Here is an 18,596-nt window from a genome sequence, read left to right as displayed (position 1 = left end):
CCGCCCGGCCTGCGCGGATTTCGCAGGGCGGACGGTTTTCGGGGTTGATCAGCTCGGGCTGCCGGTCTTCGGGTCGAGGGCCAGGGTGGGCTGGGCGGCGGCCTTGAAGTCGAAGAGGGCGTCCATGGCTCCGGCGCGCTCGTCGAAGGAGTCGTCGCCGATGCGGCCGGTCTTCCAGTTGTCCTCGATGAATCGGAGGATGGAGGTCTGGTCGGTCAGACCGTGGTCGACGAAGTTCGCCTTGGCGTACGGGGAGACCACGAGCAGCGGCACGCGCTGGCCGTATCCGCAGCGACCCTGATATTTGGCCGGGGCGGTTTTCGTGTCGCCGCAGACGCCGGGGCCGCTGTAGCCGTCCTGCTCCGAGGCCGAGTTCATGACGAGCTTGGGCGCGGCGTGGTCGTACCAACCGTCGGAATCGTCGTAGGCGATGACGACCGCGGTGTCCTTCCAATCCGGCAGCTTCTGCAGGTGATTGACGGTCTCCACGAGGAATCGCTGTTCGTCCAGCGGATCCGAGTAGGCGGCGTGGCCGTCCTGGTAGCCCGGGGCCTTGAGGTAGCTCACGGCGGGCATCTTCCCGGCGTCGGCGGCGGACCAGAAGTCGGTCAGGTCGTACTGGTGGTTGGCCTGATCGGTCTGGCCGATCTTGTCCACCGAGGTGGGCGGCAGGTGATGCGGGTTCGCGGTGGAGGCGTAGTACTGGAAGGGCTCGTGGTGCGGGATGTAGTCGCCCTTGGTGTCGAACGCCTTGTCGCCGGTCTTGCCGGTACCGCCGAGTTCGACACCCACATTGTGGGTGGCCCCGCAGACGGCCTTGCCGTCCTTGGTCTCGGTGGGCTTGAATCCGCCCTGGAAGAAGCCCCAGCTGACGTTCTGCTTATTCAGCAGGTCACCGATATTGGTGCCGGTCATCTGCACGGTGTCGCGAGTGGAGCAGTCGTCGCCGAAGGGCTGCGGGTCACCGACGACGGTGCCCTGGCCATTGCCCGCGTTCTCCAGCACCGTGTCCTCGGGGAACGGTTTGCCGTTCGGCGGAACCTGTTTGGTGACCCCGTGGGTCTGACCGGTGACCAGGTTCAGGGCGCCGACCGTCGACGGGCCGAAGGTGGTGGTCCAGGAGTTGTCGCTCATGGCGTAGTGCTGCGCGTAATTCCACAGCGCGGTCACCGAATTGCCGTCGTAGTAGTCGGTGACCAGGCCCTGCGGGCCGTAGACCGGCGACTTGCAGGACGCACCCTCGGAGACATTGGTGTGCTCGACGAACTGGTCCATCTTGCCGCCGTTCAGGGCGAGCTGCTCGTCCTTGTACTCGTGGTCCTGATCGCAGGTGATCTGCTGACCGGGGCCGCCGAGTCGGGCGGGCTGGAACTTGTTCGGGTTCTTCGTCAACAGGTCCGGCGTGAGGCCGTTCACCGCGGGGGTGCCGGGCAGTGCCGTGAACTTGGTGCCGTCGGTGTTCGCCGCGTTCGGGTAGGTGGCGAAGTAGTGATCGAAGGAGACGTTCTCCTGGAAGATCACCACGAGATGCTTGATCGGCGTGGCGGTTTCCGAGTCTGCCGCCGCCTGGTCCGAACCGCATGAGGTCGCGCTGAGCGCGAGCAATGCGGCGAACCCGGCGGCGACGCGACCGCGACGACCGTAGTGGCGGCGAGAGCCGGACATGGAAACCTCCAGAGTCTTTCGGATCGCGTCGAGCTGCGATCACTCAGCGACCCTGGCAGCATCCACCACACGAAGGGGTTCGGGCAGGTGAACGCCGATGAAAACTCCGGTGAATCAAGCCCTTCCGGATTCGGGGTCGAGGGCGAGGGATACGGTCCGCACCCCGGGCGGGGCCGCGTCCTGGAGCACGACGCGGAAGGGGATGCCGCGGCCGGACCAGAATTCGGCGCAGTCGGCCATGGCCTCGGCGAACCAGGCGCGTTCCTCGGACTCCTCGTCCAGTAGCAGTGCGGCATTGCGTACGACCGCAACGTATCCCTGTGCGGGGCCGACGAATTCGTCGAGATCCCGCAGGCATTCGTCGAAGGCGTCCTTGTTCTCGCCGAAGTAATACGGGAATTGGAAAGCCGCCGCGAACTCGTCGAAAACCTCTACGACGGTGCGCATCTTGCGGCCACGCAGCTCACGGGAGAGGTAACCGTCCGGGATTCGGCCACGCACGGCCGAGAACTCGGCCGCACCGACCGGCAGCACGCCCAGTACCGCCGGGGCGGGCGTGCCGGGCCGGGACGCCGAGCGGCGGCCCTTGGCGGCGATCTCGGAAACGGCTGGGGTGGAGAGGAACTGCGACAGCGGCATGGTGTCGGTCATCAGCGAATCCTCGTGAAGGTGCCGTAGTGGTCGGAGGTGTACCAGGCGGAGCCGTCGCTGCCGGTGACTATGCGTTCGGCATCGCGGTCCTGGCCACGCTTCTTGGGGTTGACGTCCCACTCCTGATAGGTGATGCGCTTCCCATCGGAGTCCTGCGTCGGGAGGGTGCGGCTGCGGTTCATCCAGGTGTCGCCGCCCTTCGTGCCGGGCGCGTTCGCCGAGTCGGGCCAGCGTCCGGCGTCGATCTCGGCGAGCGTCGCATACACGCGGTCCGGGACACCGGCGACACGCGAGGGCGCGACGGCCGTGGTCTGGTCCACCGCACCGGGTTTCGTGCCACCCGGCTTGGGTGCCGTGGTCTTGCCCGCCGTCGCGGTGGCCACGGCCCGGCTGCTGGTGTCCTTGGCCTGATCGCCGCCGCGCGAGGCGACGACGGCGACCAGCAGCAGTGCGACCGCGACGCCCAGCAGCAGCCAGGCGCGCATCTTCTTCGAGATCGTCACCGGTATTGCACCGTGACGGGCGCGTGGTCGGACCAGCGCTCGGCATAGGTGGCGGCGCGTTCCACCACGGCCTGCTTGGCACGGGCCGCGATATCGCCGCGAGCCAACTGGTAGTCGATGCGCCAGCCCGCGTCATTGTCGTAGGCGCGGCCACGGTAGGAGTGCCAGCTGTACGGACCGGGCACGCCGGGATGCAGTTCACGCACCACGTCCTTGTACCCGGCGGCCAGCATCGAGGACACCCAGGCGCGTTCCTGCGGCAGGAAGCCCGAGTTCTTGACGTTGCCCTTCCAGTTCTTGATGTCGAGTTCGGTGTGCGCGACATTCCAGTCGCCCATGATCACGAACTCGCGGGTGATGGCGGTCATGCGCGCGCCGATGGCATCGAGGAACCGGTACTTCTCGTCCTGCATGGGGGTATCGGCCTCACCGGTGTGCACGTACACGCTGGCGATGGTGAGGTCGTCGAAGTCCGCCTCGATATAGCGGCCGAGTTCCGCGAATTCGTCCACGGCAGACCAGGTTCCGCCGTCCTCGAGGCCGACGCCGACCCGAATGGCGTCGGGTTCGCGCCGGGACAGGATGGCTACGCCCGCACGACCCTTGATACCCGGTTCGGCGTGGCTCAGATACCAGCCCGCGTCCAGTGCGGGAGCCAGCGCGCTACGGGTTTGCTCGTCGGTCGCCCGAGTCTCTTGTAGGCATACGAGATCGGCTTCGGTGGCGTCCAGCCAGGCGAGAAGTCCCTTGCCCGATGCCGCACGCACTCCATTGACGTTGCACGTTGAGATGATGTAGGCCACACCACGACCGTACAATGCGGCTTATCCACACTTCCTCGCGGACACCGAGGTCCAGGAAGGGGTGATGACGATGACGTCAGGCACCACCAAGCCCACCGTCCCCCTTGCGCCCGTGCGCGCCCTCCATATCGGCTCCGGCGATCCCCTGCTCCTGTTGCACGGGTTCATGATGTCGCCGCATTGCTGGGAGCAGGTCGCGGAACGCATGTCCAGTCATTGCGAGGTGTTCGCTCCCGCATTCACCGGGCATTGGGGCGGCCCCGATTTCAACGGCTGGTATCTCGATATCAGCACGCTTGCGGATCGGATCGAGGACCAGCTCGACGAACTGGGCTGGCGCACCTGCCATATCGCGGGCAATTCGCTCGGCGGCTGGGTGGGCTTCGAACTGGCCCGCCGCGGGCGTGCCCGCACCCTCACCGCAATCGCTCCCGCCGGTGGCTGGCAAACCCCCTCCACGCAGCAGGTTCGGGTCGGAATCAAGTTCCTGTCGATGATCCCGTTCGTGGAGATCGGCAAACGCCTGCCGCCCGCCCTCACACACAGCGCACTCGTCCGGCAGGCGGTCGCCTTGGTGCTCAGCAAGAACACCGCGGCCGCCCCGCGCCGCGGCATAGAGGCCGCCATCACCTCCGCCCTCAACTGCCGGGCCATGCTCCCGATGCTGGTGAGCGGCCTGCGTTTCCCGGCCCTCGAAGACCTCTCGACCCTGAAAACGCCCGTCCGCCTGCTCATGTGCGACAACGACCGGGTCATCCCCAACCGCATCTACGCCCGCCGCTTCCTCCAGGAACTCCCCGACTCCGCCGACCGCATCCTGATCCACGACGTCGGCCACGTCCCCATGCTGGAAGCGCCGGACCGCATAGCGACCCTGATAGCCGAACACGTCTACGCGAGCCGTACCCGCCTGCGCGCGGTCTAGGCCGAACGAGATCCTCGCGCTGTTCGGTGATCTCGAGGTGCTCGAGCCCGGATTGCGGCCGTGTGCCCTCTGGCGGCCCACGCCGGAAGCCGCCGATGTCACCCGGATCGGGGCGCCCACCCATGAGCTCTCGGTGTGGGAGCAACTGATCGCGGCCGCTCTGGCCCGAAAGCCCTGACGGCACAGCCGATGCCGCTCGCCCGCACTGTGCGAGCGGGCGGCATCGGTGGTGTTCACCGGCCGAGCAGACCCTTGGCCACGTGCGTCACCTGGATCTCATTGCTCCCGGCGTAGATCATGAGCGATTTGGCGTCCCGGGCCAGCTGTTCGACCCGGTACTCCGTCATATAGCCATTGCCGCCGAATAATTGGACGGCGTCCATGGCCACATCGGTGGCGGCCTCGGAGCTGTACAGCTTCATGGCCGAGGCCTCCGCGAGGGTCGGCGGTTTACCGGCCCGGCTGCGTTCGAGGGCATTGAACACCATGTTCTGCACATTGATCCGGGCGATCTCCATCTTGGCGAGCTTGAGCTGCACCAGCTGGAAACGCCCGATCTCCTGACCCCAGAGCTTGCGATTCTTCGCGTAATCCAGGCACAGGCGGTGGCATTCATTGATGATGCCCAGCGCCATGAACGCGACCCCGAGCCGTTCGGCGGTGAAACTCGAACGCGCGCTTTCCCTTCCGTCACCGCTGGTGTGTTCCTCGGTCTCCCCCAGCAGCCGGTCGCGGCCGAGGCGGACATTGTCGAAGAACAGTTCACCGGTGGGTGAGGCGTGCAGGCCCATCTTCTTGAACGGCCTGCCCTGGGCGAAGCCCTCCATGCCCTTGTCCAGCACGAAGGTCAGCACCTTGCGGTCCCGCTTGTCCACATCCTTGCCCTCGTCGAGCTTGGCGTAGACGACCACCGTGTCGGCGTACGGGCCATTGGTGATGAAGGTCTTCTGCCCGTTGAGGATGTAGTCCTCACCGTCGCGCCGCACATAGGTCTTCATGCCGCCGAAAGCGTCCGACCCGGAGTCCGGTTCGGTGATCGCCCACGCCGCAACCTTTTTCATGGTCACGATGTCGGTCAGCCAGCGTTCCTTCTGGGCGAGGGTGCCGCGCGCCAGAATCGTGGTCGCGCCGAGACCGATGCTGACGCCCATGGCGGTGACCAAACCCATGCAGACACCGGACAATTCGCCGATCAGCACCGCCATCAGGGATTCCTGCCCGGAGAACGGCCCGCCGTCGGAGCTCCCGGATTTCTTCTCCGGCAGCGGATCCCCCTTGGCGAGGGCCTCCTCCCGCTTGCGCTGGCGCGCCAGCAGTTTGGTGACCGTCTCCTCTCCGAGCGCATCGATCCCGAACTCGCCGAACAGCTTCCGAATGATCGGATAGGGCAGCATCTCCCCGCTGTCTAGCTCGTCCAGATGCGGCCGGATCTCCTTGTCGATGAAGCCGCGCACCGCGCCACGGATCAGCTCATCGGTCTCGGACCATTCGAACATCGTTGTCCGCCTTCCTGATTACGGCAGTCGCCCGCCGATGTCATCGATCGACCACGGGCCTTCGGTCTCGATGGTCTTCACGTCGTGCCAGCCCGCCAGTTCGGAGATGGCCCCGCCCTGCACCGCGAACACCTTGCCGGTGACCGGGCATTTCTCGGTGGCGAGGTAGGCCACCAGGGGCGAGATATTGGCCGGGCTGAAGGCGTCGAACTCGCCTTCCTCCAGCACCGCGGCCTCGGCGGCCATCATGTCGCCCATACCCGGCGTGGCCAGGGTCAGCCGGGTGCGCGCGATCGGCGCGATGGCATTCACGCGCACCCCGTACCGCGCCAGCTCATCCGCCGCCACCAGGGTGAGCGCGGCAATACCGGCCTTGGCCGCACCGTAATTCGCCTGCCCGGCGTTCGGCACCGTGGTGCCGGAGGCCGACGCGGTATTGATCACGGCCGCATTCGGCTGATTTCCGGCCTTGGACTGGTCCTTCCAGTACGCGGCCGCATGCCGCAGCACCGCCGCATGCCCCTTGAGATGCACGGCGATGACGGAATCCCACTGCGCCTCGTCCATCCCGGCCACGAAGGCATCCCGCAGAATGCCCGCATTGTTCACCACGATGTCGAGCCGCCCGAACTCCGAAACAGCCTGATCCACCAGGTTTTTCGCGCCCGCCCAGTCCGCCACATTGTCGGTATTGGCGATCGCCCGCCCCCCTGCGGCGACGATCTCCTGCGCCACCTCGTGTGCGGGCCCGGAGTCCGCGCCCTCACCGGCATTACTGCCACCGAGGTCATTGACGACTACCGCAGCACCTTCGCGAGCGAACAGCAGCGCATGCTCACGCCCGATCCCCCGTCCGGCCCCGGTGATGATGGCAACCCGTCCCTCGAGTGCACCCATGAAAGTCTCCTGTCCTACAAGCGAAAAGGGTTGCTCAGTCCGCGATTTCGGCGGTGCCGTCACCGAGCACGACATCATCGCCGCGGACGGTGCGGAAGGCGTAGGTGGTCACTCCGTTCTTGGAGCCCACCTTCCAGATCTGGGTTTCCAGGTCGTCGCCGGGGAAGACCAGCTTGGAGAAGCGGACGGCGAAGCGTCGCAGCCGAGCCACATCCGCGCCCGCGACCTCGGTGAGCACGCCCCAGGAGGACATGGCCATGGTGCACAGGCCGTGCGCGATGATGCCGGGCAGACCGGCGTCCTTGGCCACCTGCTCGTCCAGGTGCAGCGGGACCGGATCCCCGGAGGCCGGTGAATACCGGAACGTCTGATCGTCGTCCACGTGCGCGCTCGCCGTGGCCAGCGGGGGCTGCTCCGCCAGCGCAGCGTCGAAGCGGTGTGCCGGGGCGGCGTCGCCGACCTGCTTGCCCACATCGATATTCCGGAAGAACGCGGTCAGGTACTGCTCATTGACCAGTTCCCCATCCTCGGAACGGCATTCGATGAGGATGGTGATGGTGGTCCCGTTCTCCTTGCCCTCGAAGCCGATGGCCTTGGCACGGGACACCAGCTTGTCGCCGGGGCGGATCGGCCGGTGGAAGTGAAAATCCTGCTCCCCGTGCACGACCCGGCCGAAGATACTCATCGGAGCAACATCGATGACCGGCATCATCATGGCCTCGAACACCGGGACGATAGCGAAAACCGGCGGGGCCACATCACCTTTCAGGTGCGCCGGGATCGGATCATTGGTGGCGGCGGCATACTCCGCGATCCGCTCCCGGGTGACCTCGAACCGCTCCTCGTCGGACCAGGTGTCGAGCCCGGTCTCATCGAAAACAACTGCGGTATCAGCCATCTCAGGCCGCCGTGGCGAGGCCATCGAGTGCGGTGAGGGTCTTGTCGAGCTGGTTCAGCCCGTCCTTCTCGACCGCCTTGCCGAGCGCACCCTTGATCAGCGCGCCTTCGAAGTCGCCGGAGACGGAGAACTTGCTGCCACTGCCCTCGGGTGCGATGTCGAAACCGAACTGCACCTTCACCCCGGCCATGCCGGTGCCGCTGAGCACCAGGCGATTCGGGGTGTCGACGCTCTCCACCACCCATTCGATCTTGTTGGCCATGCCGAGCATCATGATCTTGGCGACGAGCTTCGCGCCCGGAGCGAGCACGGCGGGCGGCTCCTCCATCCAGCGCTCGTGGATGGAGAACCACTTGTCCCAGGTCTGCGGGTCGGAGACGACCGCCCAGAGCGATTCGGGGCTGGCGCTGAGGTCGCGGCTGGCTTCGATGTGTCCCATGAGATGTACTCCTCGTTGAGCTGGTTCAGCGGTCTGCGCGCTGGTAGGCGATGACGACGGCCGCGCCGCCGAGTCCGATATTGTGTTGCAGAGTGGCGGTGACGTTCTCGACCTGACGCTTGTCCGCGGTGCCTCGCAGCTGCCAGGTGAGTTCGCTGCACTGCGCCAAACCCGTTGCGCCCAAGGGGTGTCCCTTGGAGATCAAGCCGCCGGACGGGTTGACGACCCACTTGCCGCCATAGGTGGTGAGCCCCTTGTCGATGAGGTCGCCCGCCTCGCCCTCTTTACACAGTCCGAGGGCCTCATACAGCAGCAGCTCATTGGCGGAGAAGCAGTCATGTAGCTCGATGACCTGGAAGTCCTCCGGTCCGAGCCCGGCCTGTGCATAAACCTTCTGGGCCGCTTGCACATTCATGTCGTAACCGATGAGGTTCTTGGCCGACCCGTCGAAGGTCGACTGGAAATCCGTGGTCATGACCTGACCGACGATCTCCACCGCCTGCCGCGAAAGGTCATGGCGATCAACGAATTCCTCGGAGGCCAGAATGACCGCGCCGGAACCATCGGAGGTGGGCGAGCACTGCAACTTGGTGAGCGGGTCGTAAATCATGCGCGAGCCCAGGATGTCGTCGAGCGAATACTCGTCCTGGAACTGCGAATACGGGTTGTTCACCGAATGCTTGTGGTTCTTGTAGCCGATCTTGGCGAAGTGCTCGGCGGTGGTGCCGTACTTCTTCATATGCTCGCGTCCGGCCGCGCCGAACATCCACGGGGCCACCGGGAACAGCACCTCGGAGATCTCGGCGAGGGCCATGATGTGCCGCGCCATGGGCTGTTCGCGGTCGTCCCAGGTGGAGCCGAGCGAGCCGGGCTGCATCTTCTCGAAGCCGAGTGCGAGGGTGCAGTCCGCCAGGCCGCCCCGAATCGCCTGTGCCGCAAGATAAAGCGCGGTCGAGCCGGTGGAGCAGTTGTTATTGACGTTCACCACCGGAATGCCGGTCATACCCAGCTCGTAGACCGCGCGCTGGCCGGAAGTGGATTCGCCGTACACGTAGCCGACGTAGGCCTGCTCGATTTCGCGGTAGTCGATCCCAGCGTCCGCGAGCGCCTTGGTGCCGGACTCGCGCGCCATATCCGGGTAGTCCCAGTCGCTGCCGTCTTCGTTCTTGCGCCGCCCCGGCTTTTCGAACTTCGTCATGCCGACGCCGACGACGTAGACCTTGTTCGTCATCGAACTCCTCAGATCAGGCTGCCCGGCGTCCAGCGGGCAGCACGCAGCCGATCCACCCGGATCGAACTGCTAACAAACATACAGAGCTGTATGTAAGGCCGCAAGAGTAGTACCCCAGCTGGTACAGCAGATCCACAGAAGGCCGATCGTCACAGACAGACGAACACATACAGCTGGATGTGTATGTTCGATCTTGATGTTCGACCCCAGATCCGGGCCGCCGACTGTGACGTAACAGCGTCGCAATCGACCGGCAATTCCCCGTCCACATCTCTGTACGAACGTACAAACGGTCGCCGTGATCAACGGTGAGGGACGAGGAGAAGAACGTGGTCGAAGTCGATACCCGCTCGGCGAACTCAGACGGAATAGCCGCCGCCAAGGAGACCTTGGAGGACTACACGCTGCGGTTCGCGCCGCGCAGTTACCGCAAGTGGAGTCCGGCCGTGGTCGGCATCTCCGCGCTCGGCGGCATCGCCTACCTCGCCGACTTCGCCATCGGCGCGAATATCGGTATCGCCAATGGCACCGGCAACGCACTGCTCGGCATCGGCCTGTTCGCCATCGTCGTCATGCTCACCGGCTTCCCGCTGGCGTACTACGCCGCCCGGTACAACATCGACCTCGACCTCATCACTCGCGGCAGCGGATTCGGCTACTACGGGTCGATCGTGACCAATGTGGTGTTCGCGTCCTTCACGTTCATCTTCTTCGCGCTCGAGGGTTCGATCATGGCGCAGGGCCTGAAACTGGGGCTCGGCATACCGGTGTGGATCGGCTATCTGCTCTCGACGCTGATCATCTTCCCGCTGGTCAAATACGGCATGAACACCCTGGCCAAGCTCCAGGTGTGGACGACGCCGCTGTGGCTGCTGCTCATGGTGCTGCCGTTCGGCTTCCTGCTGGTGCGCCATCCCGATTCGGTGTCCTCGTTCTTCGCCTACAGCGGCGAGAATGGTTCCGGGGTAAGCCTTTCCGGCACGTTGCTGGCCGCGGGCGTCTGCCTCTCGCTTATCGCGCAGATCGCCGAGCAGATCGACTACCTGCGTTTCATGCCGCCGCGCACACCCGAGAACGCCCGCAAGTGGTGGGGCTGGATGCTCCTCGCAGGCCCCGGCTGGGTGCTGTTCGGTGCGGCCAAGCAGGTCGTGGGTCTGTTCCTCGCGGTCTACCTGATCGCGAATCTTCCTGCCGCACAGGGCATCGCGAATCAGCCGGTGCACCAGTTCCTGGAGATCTACCGCGATATGGTGCCGGGCTGGCTGGCCATGACCCTGGCCGTGGTGCTCGTGGTGATCAGCCAGATCAAGATCAATGTCACCAATGCCTACTCCGGCTCGCTGGCCTGGACCAACTCCTACACCCGGGTCACCAAGACCTACCCGGGACGGCTGGTCTTCCTGGTGGTGAACCTGGTGATCGCGCTGATCCTGATGGAAGCCAATATGTTCGACTTCCTCAATAACATTCTCGGCTTCTACGCCAACTGCGGTATCGCCTGGATCGTCACCGTCGCAACGGATATCGCGATCAACAAGTACGTCCTGAAGATCTCGCCCAAGGTGCCGGAGTTCCGCCGCGGCATGCTCTACGACTTCAATCCTGTTGGCCTGGTGGGCTTCGGCCTGTCCGCGGTGCTGTCGATCATGACCTTCTTCGGTCTGTTCGGTGAGCTGCTCAAGCCGTACTCGCCGCTGGTCGCCGTCGTCGTGGCCTTCGTCGCCACGCCGCTCACCGCCATTGCCACCAAGGGCAAGTACTACCTGCGCCGCACCGACGACGGTATCGACCTGCCCCTGTTCGACGAGCACGGCAACCCGTCCGGCGAGACCCTGACCTGCGCCGTCACCGGCATGGAGTTCGAACGCCCGGACATGATCGCCTCGGCGGTGCCCGGCCCGGAGGGCGAGATCCAGTACATCAGCTCACTGGCGCTCTCCACCGACAAGAACGGCATCCACCTGCTCCCCCACGGACGGTAGACACTCGAAAGGGAACGGCACGTCGGGCGAAAAGTATTCGCCCGACGTGCCGTTCGGCGTTTCCGGAGTCACTCCCCGAGAAGTATCCCCGGCAATCTGACCCTCGCCGCATCCCGCAGATGCTCCGAGGCGCGCAGCCAACGCCGGTGCGCCCGTTCGGGATCGGAGTCGATGAAGCTGGAGACGAGAATGCCGCGCAGCGCATCCATGGCCGTGTAGACGAAATCCCGGGCGTCCTTGCGATGCACCTCGTCCGGGACATACCGGCTCAGCGCCATGAGCACGGCATTGTTGACGAACGGCTCGACCTTGCCCATCTCGGCGGCCAGCATGCGATCCACGCGGGCCGCCACCCACAACTCCATGGCGGCGATGAACAACGGCCCTTGATGCAGTTCCCAGAGGAAATCCAGCACGGTCGCAATGGGATCCGTCCCGGTCTTGATCCGGCCGATCTCCTGCATGGCCGCATCGGTGCGCCGCTGCGCGAGATGACTGATGGCCGCGACCACGAGGTCGGTCTTGGACCCGAAGTGATGCACCTGCGCGCCCCGGGTGACGCCCGCCCGTTCGGCGACGCGCGGGGTGGTGGTGCCCGCGTACCCGTACTCGACCAAACAGTCGATGGTGGCGTCGAGCAGGCGCGTCCGCATCTCGGTGCTGCGCTGCTCCTGGGTGCGGCGCGGCTGTTTCGAGTCGGCTGCGGTCCTGGTCATGCGGGGGATTCTACACTTACATACAGATCTGTATGTTCATCGCCCGAGAGCGGCCGATTACCCGACGACGGCAAGCTCAGCCCTGGCGGACGAGCGGCGCGCAATCGCTACGGTAGCGGTGAACAGCAGCACGCCGACAATGGCCAGTCCTGCGCCGACGACCGCCGGGGCCGTGTAACCGAGGCCCGCCGCGATCACCAGACCACCGAGCCACGCACCCGCCGCATTCGCGATATTCAATGCCGCGTGATTGAGCGCGGCGGCCAGCGTCTGCGCGTCATGCGCCACATCCATCAGGCGAGTCTGGAGCGCCGGAGCAAGCGAAGCACCCGAGGCACCGATCAGGAACGCGCCTATCGCGGCGGTGATCGGATTATGCGCGGCGGCAACGAAGACCGCGAGGATCACGACCATCGAAATCAGTGAGGCGAACACCGCGCGAGTGACCCCGCGATCGGTCAGCACACCACCGGCGATATTGCCCGCCACCATGCCCAGCCCGAACAGCGCCAGCACGATCGGCACCGCCCCGAGCGGCATACCGGACACATCGGTGAGGGTCGTGGTGATGTAGGTGTACACGGCGAACATGCCGCCGAACCCGACCGCGCCCACCACCAGCGTCAACAGCACCTGCGGGCGGCGCAGCGCGCCCAGCTCGGTACGAGGATCGGTAATGCGAATGCCGTGCAGCTCCGGCACGAATCGTGCAATGGCGACGACCGTGGCGGCTCCGATCACGGCCACCACCACGAAGGCGTCCCGCCAGCCCAGATGCTGACCTAGCCAAGTGGCCGAAGGAACGCCGACAACATTGGCGGCGCTCAGGCCCAGCATAACGGCAGCAACTGCCTTGGCGCGCTGCCCCACCGGAGCCAGCGAGGCCGCCGCCAGCGAAGCCACACCGAAGTAAGCCCCATGCGGCAAGCCCGAAACGAACCGCGCCGCCATCAAAGTCCCATACGAAGGCGCGATCACACTGGCCGCATTCCCCAAGGTGAACGCCGCCATCAACACCATGAGCAACCGCTTCCGAGGCACCCGCGCACTCAACGCCGCGATCACCGGCGCCCCGATCACCACACCCAGCGCATACGCCGAAACAAGATGCCCCGCAGCCGGTTCGGACACCTTCAGAGCGCCAGCGATATCCGGCAGCAAACCCATGGTGACGAACTCGGTGGTCCCGATCCCGAACCCACCGAGCGCCAGCGCGAGCATGGCGGCCACATTCCACCCACGCCGCGGCTCGACGTCACCCTCCACGGGGACGACAGCGGTCGCTGACACGCTCGACGGGGATACAGAATTGGCCACGACCAAGCGCAACACAACAGCGAACGCCCCCGATACCCTCCAGCTCCGTGAGATCACTCACGGACCGGCGGCGGGGTTACGACGCTGTTGCCGCAGTCACTCCGGGCGGCGTCAGTCCTCGAACACGGACAGCTCGGGCGGCCCGGCGAGCAGGTCCGCCCCGGCCTCGAACGCCTCCACCATGTGCGGACTCGCCAGGTGCGCATCGAAGTCCACCCGCGAGGCCCAGCTCTCCACGACCACCCAGGCCCCGGGCCGAGTCGGATGCACATACGGCTGATAGCTGATGTTCCCCGCCTCGGCCAGCGTCGGTTCGATGAGCGACAACGCCTGCGCGCGCACGAGGTCTTCCTTCCCCGCCCGAGCCTGCAATGTCGCTACCGCCGTCAAAGTCATGCGCCCTACAACCTCCCCCTCCCCCGCGCGATTCCCGCCATCAGTTCTGGTTGAGCGGGTAATTGCTGCGGAAGATGTCTCGCGGGTCGTAGTGATCCTTGATCGACCGGAGGCGGGACAGGGATTCGGGAGCGAAGGCCTGAGCGGGAGTTTCGCCGGAATCCAAGTAGGTGAAGGGCTTTCGGCCGCTGAGGTGGGGGCGAAGGGCTTCGGTAATGGAGTTCTGGCGAGCCAGGACCGCGGCTCCAGCCTCCGGGGTGGGGATCGGGCCGAGGAGGGAGATGAGGTACGGCTCGGTGAGAGTGGTGGAACAGCCTGCCTCCGTGGACGAACGGGTCAGCGCGCCGCCCAGGTGGCGGATCTGGATCATGGCCAGCGGGGCGACCGAGCCCGCGGCGGTGGCGGCCAGCAGGGAATCGGTTGTCTCCGAGGAGAAGTCGGTGAGGAGTTCACCGCGAACCGCGGCGGGGGTCGGGTTGGTGGGCTCCATGCAGATGTCGCCGATTTGCGTGGGGTCGAGGGGGCGGCGGGTATCGAGCACGATGCCGGGGATTTCGTCGAAGTAGCGGAGCGGGTCGGTGACGTGGCCCGAGGCGAGGAGGTCGATGGCGACCATGGCCTTGCCGCGCAAGAACTCCGGGACCTGAGGAAAGGGCGGGAACTGCACCAGGCTGAGCCAAATGCTCAGGCCCTCAGCGGCTTCCGCGGTGGCATCGCGGAAGGCGGCGATCACGGCCGCGGTGCGCTCGGCGGGCCAGAGGATGCGGCCGCCGAACAGCTGCGGGGTTTCGAAGAGGTCGAATTCGAGACCGGTGACCAGCGCGAAGTCGCCGCCACCGCCGCGCAGCGCCCAGAACAGATCCGGGTCGGAGTCGGCGGTCACGCGGGTGTGCGCTCCGTCGGCGGTCACCACGTCGAGGGCCCGCACCGCATTCGCCGCGAAGCCCTGACTGCGCGCGAACCATCCCACGCCGCCGCCGAGGGTGTATCCGGTCAGCCCCACCACCGCGGAACTGCCTACGGCCCCGCACAATCCGTGCTCGGCCGTCGCCCCGCACACGCTTCCCCACTGCACGCCCGACTGCACCCGGGCCACCCGCGCTTGCGGATCGACCTCGACCCCATCCAAGGCCCGAGTGGTCACCAGGATCGTCCCGTCCGCAGCCGCCGAGGGACTGTGCCCGGTGGCCCGCGTGCTCACGGCCATCCCCGCCGAGGCCGCGTACTTCACCACGGCCGCCGCATCCACCGCGTCCGCGATCTCGACCACGGCCGACACCTCTTGCCGCACAGCCACGTTCCAAGGCGTCCGAGCCTGCTCGAACCCGTCCTCCCCCGCCACGAACACCCGTCCGCGCACCCCGCGCCGCAAATCATTCCCGAGAGCTCTGCCGTCGATCATGATTCGATAGTGCCCTACCGGTCATGAAAGTTTCATGACCCTGGAAAACAGTTCGGGCACCCGCCCACCCACCGTCTCGGTGGGGGCAGGTGCCCGGAGTGTGCAAACGCTTGTAGCGCCCTTGGGGTTTCAGGGGTGAAACCCCTGAGAGCCCCGAGAGTTGTTAGCGGAGCTCTCGCGCCAGGTTGGCATCCAGCACGCCGAGGAATTCCTCGGTGGTCAGGTAGCCCTGGTCGCCGCCGACGAGCAGCGACAGATCCTTCGTCATCTGGCCGCTTTCGACGGTCTTGATGACGACGTCCTCGAGCTGCTGCGCGAAGCGGATCACCTCGGGGGTGTTGTCCAGCTTGCCGCGGTGCTCGAGCCCACGAGTCCACGCGAAGATGGACGCGATCGGGTTGGTCGAGGTCGGCTTGCCCTGCTGGTGCTGACGGTAGTGCCGGGTGACGGTGCCGTGCGCGGCCTCCGCCTCACAGGTGCGGCCGTCCGGGGTGAGCAGCACGGAGGTCATCAGACCCAGCGAGCCGAAGCCCTGCGCCACGGTGTCGGACTGCACGTCGCCGTCGTAGTTCTTGCACGCCCAGACGTAGCCGCCCTCCCACTTCATGGAGGAAGCCACCATGTCGTCGATGAGGCGGTGCTCGTAGGTCAGGCCGGCCGCGTCGAACTCGGCCTTGAATTCGTTCTCGTACACCTCTTCGAAGGTGTCCTTGAACATGCCGTCGTACGCCTTGAGGATGGTGTTCTTCGTGGAGAGGTACACCGGGTAGTTCTGCTGCAGGCCGTAGTTCAGCGAGGCCCGCGCGAAGTCCCGGATGGACTCCTTGAAGTTGTACATGCCCATCACGACGCCGCCCTCTTCGGGCATCTTCACGACCTCGTGGATGATCGGCTCGGAGCCGTCCTCGGGCGTGAAGGTGAGCGTGACCGTACCGGCCTCGTACACCTTGAAGTCGGTGGCGCGGTACTGATCGCCGAAGGCGTGACGGCCGATGATGATCGGCTTGGTCCAGCCCGGTACCAGACGCGGAACATTGGAGATGATGATCGGCGCGCGGAAAATCGTGCCACCCAGAATGTTGCGGATGGTGCCGTTCGGCGACCGCCACATCTTCTTCAGGCCGAATTCCTTGACGCGTGCCTCGTCCGGGGTGATCGTCGCGCACTTGACGCCGACGCCGTGCAACTTGATGGCGTTGGCGGCGTCGATGGTGACCTGGTCGTCGGTCTTGTCGCGGTACTCGATCCCGAGGTCGTAGTACTCCAGGTTCACATCGAGGTACGGGTGGATCAGCTTGTCCTTGATGAACTGCCAGATGATCCGGGTCATCTCGTCGCCGTCGAGTTCGACGACGGTCCCTTCAACCTTGATCTTGGACATGGATCTTCGTGTCCTCCTAGGAAGGTGGTGCTCCCATTGCACGGCCAGGCGAGCACGCTTGTAGCGGACCCCAGCTGTTCAACAGACAACGTATACGCTCGGCGTTTTCCACGGGGCCTGTGGTACCAAGTCCGCGTGCTGTGAGCGCCAAGCAAGACAAGCGTACTGCTGCTAATAACCTCACTGTGCGGCCGACCCCCGCTGTGCGGGATTCGCGATCGGTTACTCATGAGTAGGGTCCGCAGTGATCTTGCGCACTTTCCGGGCACGAATAAACCCGCGAGCCGCACCGATGCCGATGCCGCCCGCGGGTTCACTTTCGTCCGGTCGCGCTAACTCCTAGACGCCCACATGCACGTGCGCGTCGCCCTCGAGCAATGCCTCCGGCTTGTCCCGGATCATGAACGCGATGATCGGGATGCAGGCGAGGAAGAAGCCCGCGCCGATCAGGAAGGCCACGTCGTAACTGTGGATGGCCGCGCGGGCCACCAAGTTGTCGACCGTCGGGTTGTTCGTGGCGAACCGCTCGGCGACCTGCACCGCGATCGTGCTCAGGAGGGCCAGTCCGATGGCCCCGCCGACCTGCTGCGCGGCATTGAGCAGCGCACTGGCCACACCCGAATCCTCGGCGTCGACCTGATGCAGCGCGGTGGCCTGCATGGACACGAACAGTCCGCCCATGCCGAGCGCGATCAATGCCATGGCAGGCAGCACACTGCCCGCGTAGCCGTCACCGAAGCTCAGGCGCGACAGATACAGCAGACCCGCCGCACCCAGGACCGCACCGGTGATCATGATCGGGCGCGGACCCAGCTTCGGCAGCAGCGCGCTGGTGATACCGGCGGAGATGGCGATGCCGACCGGGAAGGGCAGGAACGCCACGCCCGCCTTGAGCGCCGTCCAGCCGAGCGTGATCTGCAGGTAGTAGCTCATATTGATGAACATGGCGAACATGGCGATCGGCACCAGCAGCGCCACCAGGAACGAGCCACCCCGATTGATCTCGCCCGGAATGCGCAGCGGCAGTAGCGGATTCGCGGACCGATACTCGATCGCCACGAAGGCCGCGAGCAATGCCGCACCGGCGATCAACAGTCCGAGCGTGCTGCCCGCCGTCCAACCGGCCTCGGCGGCGCGGCTGAATCCGTAGACCACGGAGACCAGGCCGAGCGTCACGGTGATCGCACCGGGCAGGTCGTAACCACCGGTCCGGGCGGTCGGGACGTCCTTGATCACGAAGGCCATGGCACCGAGGAACGCCACCAGCGCGATCGGCGCATTGACCAGCAGGCACCAGCGCCAGTCGGCGTATTCGGTGAGCGCGCCACCCGCGATCAAGCCGATGGCCGCGCCACCCGCCGAGACACCGGCGAACACTCCGAATGCCCGTGCACGTTCCTTGGCTTCGGTGAAGGTCACCGACACCAGGGACAGCGCGGCCGGTGCGAGCAGCGCCGCGAACGCACCCTGCAAACCGCGGCCCGCGAACAGCTGCGCGCCATTCTGCGCGAGCCCCGCGAGAGCCGAGGCGGCGGCGAAGCCGACCAGGCCGATCAGGAAGATGCGGCGGCGGCCGAGGTAGTCGGCGAGCCGTCCGCCGAGCAGCAGCAGGCCGCCGAAGATCAGCGTGTAGGCGGTGAGCACCCACTGCTTATTGCCATCGCTGATGCCCAGGTCCTGCTGGGCGAAGGGCAGCGAGATGGTCACGATGGTGGCATCGAGCACCACCATCAGCTGGGCCAGGGCGAGTACGCCCAGCGCCCACCAGCGCGCATTGCCGCGCTGTCTGTCGTCGATTTCTGATTCGGGAAAAGTCACAGTCCCGGCGGTCATGTCGTCTCCTCTGTGGACGCTTCCGGACACCCGAGAACCATCCTGGCACTGCCAGACATTT

18 protein-coding genes are annotated in these 18,596 nt (G+C 65.7%); 3 read left to right on the top strand and 15 right to left on the bottom strand.

All coding sequences use genetic code 11. From position 1 onward, the window contains the following. Positions 1–48: 48 nt before the first annotated feature. The 4 genes from AB0N05_RS22770 to AB0N05_RS22755 form a co-directional block, all read right to left on the bottom strand. On the bottom strand, positions 49–1,665 hold the full coding sequence (locus AB0N05_RS22770; protein ID WP_364697596.1) for an alkaline phosphatase family protein: 1,617 nt from the start codon (positions 1,663–1,665) through the stop codon (positions 49–51). A gap of 114 nt (positions 1,666–1,779) precedes the next feature. Then, entirely contained in the window at positions 1,780–2,316 is a 537-nt protein-coding gene (locus AB0N05_RS22765) for a barstar family protein (protein WP_364697593.1), read from the bottom strand. Beyond that, positions 2,316–2,819 carry a ribonuclease domain-containing protein gene (locus AB0N05_RS22760; protein ID WP_364697590.1) on the bottom strand — a complete coding sequence of 168 codons (504 nt, stop codon included), beginning with the start codon at positions 2,817–2,819 and terminating at the stop codon, positions 2,316–2,318. Before AB0N05_RS22760 ends, AB0N05_RS22765 begins: the two co-directional genes overlap by 1 nt. Continuing rightward, the gene (locus tag AB0N05_RS22755) at positions 2,816–3,622 is read right to left on the bottom strand and encodes an exodeoxyribonuclease III (RefSeq protein ID WP_364697587.1); all 807 of its coding nucleotides are present in this window, start codon (positions 3,620–3,622) and stop codon (positions 2,816–2,818) included. Before AB0N05_RS22755 ends, AB0N05_RS22760 begins: the two co-directional genes overlap by 4 nt. Before the next feature lie 64 nt (positions 3,623–3,686). On the opposite strand from AB0N05_RS22755, the gene AB0N05_RS22750 reads away from it, so the two are divergent. Both AB0N05_RS22750 and AB0N05_RS22745 read left to right on the top strand, forming a co-directional pair. Beyond that, a complete protein-coding gene (locus AB0N05_RS22750) occupies positions 3,687–4,547 on the top strand; it encodes an alpha/beta hydrolase (protein WP_364697584.1) in 861 nt (286 codons plus the stop codon). 37 nt (positions 4,548–4,584) lie between these two features. After that, positions 4,585–4,725 carry a hypothetical protein gene (locus AB0N05_RS22745; RefSeq protein WP_364697581.1) on the top strand — a complete coding sequence of 47 codons (141 nt, stop codon included), beginning with the start codon at positions 4,585–4,587 and terminating at the stop codon, positions 4,723–4,725. 55 nt (positions 4,726–4,780) lie between these two features. Here the strand turns inward: AB0N05_RS22745 and AB0N05_RS22740 are convergent, their stop codons facing one another. The 5 genes from AB0N05_RS22740 to AB0N05_RS22720 are packed head-to-tail and all read right to left on the bottom strand — an operon-like array spanning position 4,781 to position 9,508. Next, complete coding sequence (locus AB0N05_RS22740) at positions 4,781–6,043, bottom strand: acyl-CoA dehydrogenase family protein (protein WP_364697578.1); 1,263 nt, start codon at positions 6,041–6,043, stop codon at positions 4,781–4,783. A gap of 18 nt (positions 6,044–6,061) precedes the next feature. Beyond that, the gene (locus AB0N05_RS22735) at positions 6,062–6,940 is read right to left on the bottom strand and encodes an SDR family oxidoreductase (RefSeq protein ID WP_364697575.1); all 879 of its coding nucleotides are present in this window, start codon (positions 6,938–6,940) and stop codon (positions 6,062–6,064) included. A gap of 34 nt (positions 6,941–6,974) precedes the next feature. Continuing rightward, positions 6,975–7,838, bottom strand: coding sequence for a MaoC/PaaZ C-terminal domain-containing protein (locus tag AB0N05_RS22730; protein WP_364697572.1), 864 nt, complete (start codon positions 7,836–7,838; stop codon positions 6,975–6,977). Between the two features lies 1 nt (position 7,839). After that, entirely contained in the window at positions 7,840–8,277 is a 438-nt protein-coding gene (locus AB0N05_RS22725; protein WP_364697569.1) for an SRPBCC family protein, read from the bottom strand. Between the two features lie 25 nt (positions 8,278–8,302). Continuing rightward, on the bottom strand, positions 8,303–9,508 hold the full coding sequence (locus AB0N05_RS22720; protein WP_364697566.1) for a lipid-transfer protein: 1,206 nt from the start codon (positions 9,506–9,508) through the stop codon (positions 8,303–8,305). 329 nt (positions 9,509–9,837) lie between these two features. Between AB0N05_RS22720 and AB0N05_RS22715 the strand changes: the two genes are divergently transcribed. Next, positions 9,838–11,490: a hypothetical protein gene (locus AB0N05_RS22715; protein ID WP_364697563.1), complete on the top strand. Its 1,653-nt coding sequence runs from the start codon at positions 9,838–9,840 to the stop codon at positions 11,488–11,490. A 68-nt stretch (positions 11,491–11,558) separates the two neighbouring features. Here the strand turns inward: AB0N05_RS22715 and AB0N05_RS22710 are convergent, their stop codons facing one another. The 6 genes from AB0N05_RS22710 to AB0N05_RS22685 form a co-directional block, all read right to left on the bottom strand. Next, on the bottom strand, positions 11,559–12,206 hold the full coding sequence (locus AB0N05_RS22710) for a TetR/AcrR family transcriptional regulator (RefSeq protein WP_364697559.1): 648 nt from the start codon (positions 12,204–12,206) through the stop codon (positions 11,559–11,561). 57 nt (positions 12,207–12,263) lie between these two features. Further along, positions 12,264–13,427 (bottom strand): MFS transporter, encoded by a 1,164-nt coding sequence (locus tag AB0N05_RS22705; protein WP_364697909.1) that lies wholly within the window; start codon positions 13,425–13,427, stop codon positions 12,264–12,266. 207 nt (positions 13,428–13,634) lie between these two features. Continuing rightward, complete coding sequence (locus AB0N05_RS22700; protein WP_364697556.1) at positions 13,635–13,919, bottom strand: putative quinol monooxygenase; 285 nt, start codon at positions 13,917–13,919, stop codon at positions 13,635–13,637. Positions 13,920–13,959: 40 nt separating this feature from the next. Further along, positions 13,960–15,321 (bottom strand): FAD-binding protein, encoded by a 1,362-nt coding sequence (locus AB0N05_RS22695; RefSeq protein WP_364697553.1) that lies wholly within the window; start codon positions 15,319–15,321, stop codon positions 13,960–13,962. A gap of 163 nt (positions 15,322–15,484) precedes the next feature. After that, entirely contained in the window at positions 15,485–16,702 is a 1,218-nt protein-coding gene (locus AB0N05_RS22690; protein ID WP_364697550.1) for an NADP-dependent isocitrate dehydrogenase, read from the bottom strand. A gap of 339 nt (positions 16,703–17,041) precedes the next feature. Then, the gene (locus AB0N05_RS22685; RefSeq protein ID WP_364697547.1) at positions 17,042–18,535 is read right to left on the bottom strand and encodes an MFS transporter; all 1,494 of its coding nucleotides are present in this window, start codon (positions 18,533–18,535) and stop codon (positions 17,042–17,044) included. Positions 18,536–18,596 lie beyond the last annotated feature (61 nt).

Origin of the sequence: Nocardia sp. NPDC051030 (assembly GCF_040683015.1) — a bacterium.
GTDB lineage: Bacteria > Actinomycetota > Actinomycetes > Mycobacteriales > Mycobacteriaceae > Nocardia.
Note: the sequence above shows the minus strand (reverse complement) of the source record. Positions and strands in the feature narration are given on the sequence as shown.